Source organism: Salinicola sp. (assembly GCF_982684285.1).
The window spans coordinates 1-1922 of record NZ_CEXLVS010000411.1; the positions used below are offsets into that span (position 1 = coordinate 1).

General features: G+C 42.9%; 3 protein-coding genes. All 3 read right to left on the reverse strand.

Features of this window, described 5'->3' with window-relative positions; genetic code table 11:
* Positions 1-610 (reverse strand): FecCD family ABC transporter permease (locus tag AC3AYF_RS20520; protein WP_487780322.1); only part of this gene is annotated, 610 nt, incomplete at its 3' end.
* An 83-nt stretch (positions 611-693) separates the two neighbouring features.
* Positions 694-1479: an ABC transporter ATP-binding protein gene (locus AC3AYF_RS20525; protein WP_487780323.1), complete on the reverse strand. Its 786-nt coding sequence runs from the start codon at positions 1477-1479 to the stop codon at positions 694-696.
* On the reverse strand, positions 1476-1922 hold a 447-nt coding region (locus AC3AYF_RS20530; protein ID WP_487780324.1), incomplete at its 5' end, for an ABC transporter substrate-binding protein. The genes AC3AYF_RS20525 and AC3AYF_RS20530, both read right to left, overlap by 4 nt.

Genomic DNA, 1922 nt, shown 5'->3' on the forward strand with positions numbered 1-1922 from the left:
TGGAGGTTGAGAAAAATAAGATATAACGAACTTGTTTGACTGCCACGCCACGGCTAATGGCAATCTCATCGCCTGCCATTAATAGGTTTAACTCACGGCTGAGCCAAATAATAATGGCAACGCAGAGTGTGACAAAGGGCAATAGTTGCATCAGGTCACGATAACCTACAATACTGAGCTCACCCATTAACCAACGTAAAATTCGGAAGGAATCGGTGACATTACTTAGGTATTGAGTGAATAGAATAAGGCTAGAAAAGAAGAAGCTAATAGCCACACCCGTGAGCAGTAATGTTTCGGTAGAAAAACCTTGTCGAAAACGGCTGATGCTATAAACGATGCTGATAGCGAGTAGCGCACCTGAGAAGGCGGCAAAGCTAGTGCCATTAATCCCTAAAAAGCTAAAACTCAAGCCCAGAGACACATAGATGGCTGCGCCTAACGATGCGCCACTGGCCACACCTAAGGTGAAGGGAGTGGCCAATGGATTATGGAACATGGCTTGAAAAACCATGCCGCACAACGCTAAACCCGAACCGGCAATAAAGGCAAAGAGTACACGTGGAATACGTATCTCGGTCATGATCCGATGTTTAATCTCGGCACTCACGTGAGCATCAAATCCAAGCATTGGGCTAAGCAGTAATATGAGCAAACTTGCTATTGAGATTAGCACTAAACTGAGTGATGGTTTCATAGCTGCTCATCCGGTAAGGCAATTTTAGCCCCCGTTTGTGGGTGGTCGAGAAATATAAAGTCTTGATCATATAAAGCATGTAAACGTTTGGCTTCAAGAAATTTATCGGCTTGGCCTTGCCAGAGTGTTTGCCCTTCTTTTAAAGCAAGGATTTGTTTGCTGTGTTGACTGGCATGGTTAAGATCATGGCTCACTTCGATGATCGTAATCTGATGTTGTTGATTTAAAGTACGGATAAGGCGATGAACTTCGACTTGGTGATGAGGATCCAAGAAACTAGTGGGTTCATCGAGTAGTAAAATGGGGCTTTGTTGGCATAAAGCAGCAGCGATCATAACGCGCTGACATTCACCACCACTGAGGGTATGCATCTGTCGAGAACTAAATTGAGCAGTGTCGGTGATATCAAACGCATTTTCTAAGGCCAGTTGGTCTGCTGGTTGCCAATCCGATAAGGCTGAGTGGAAAGGATAGCGACCCATTTTGATAAACTCAGCTACGCTAAAAGGTAATTGCCGGCCACTTGATTGCGGAACATAACTGATCAGTTGAGCAAGTTGCTTTTGAGAATAGTCTGAAACCAGTTTGTCGCGGATAAGTAACTCGCCTTTAGATATGGGTAATATGCCCATCAATAATTTGAGCAAGCTACTTTTGCCAGCACCATTAGGTCCGACAATGCACAGATAATCGCCTTTATTTACATCAAAACTGATGTTGTCGAGCAGTGTTATATTGCCGATAGATAGAGATAAATCATGGCTTTTAATCAACAAACTCATGGTTGGTCAAGCTCCCTGTCTATCTCCCAATTAATCTCAGGATGAATTAATTTTGCCATTTGTTCGAGTAATAGAAAAATACGTGGCCCAGGGATGGTGGCATAACCTTGTTCGATAATATAAATTTTCTTATTTTTAACCGCAGTCACTAAATCTAGGCTGCGCCATTGTTGTCGAACACTGTCAAGATTGTAGTCATGATCATCTGCTTCAGGAAAAATATCTAGAATAATGTCGGGGTTGAGCTTCAATATGCCTTCTGCAGATATCGTGGGGACTTTGATGCGTTCATCTTGATAGACATTTTGGCCACCGGCGAGTGAAATTAGATCGTCATAAAAGTCATTTTTACCGGCGATATAGACTGATCTCATTTGGTTGTCGCCAAGGCTATGACCCATTGCCAACATGACTTTGGGTTTGGTTAAGTCATTTGTTTTGTT

What these genes read in the sequence shown, in the direction of transcription:
- AC3AYF_RS20525 (WP_487780323.1), bottom strand. Translation starts at nt 1,479, where the DNA reads ATGAGTTTGTTGATTAAAAGCCATGATTTATCTCTATCTATCGGCAAT.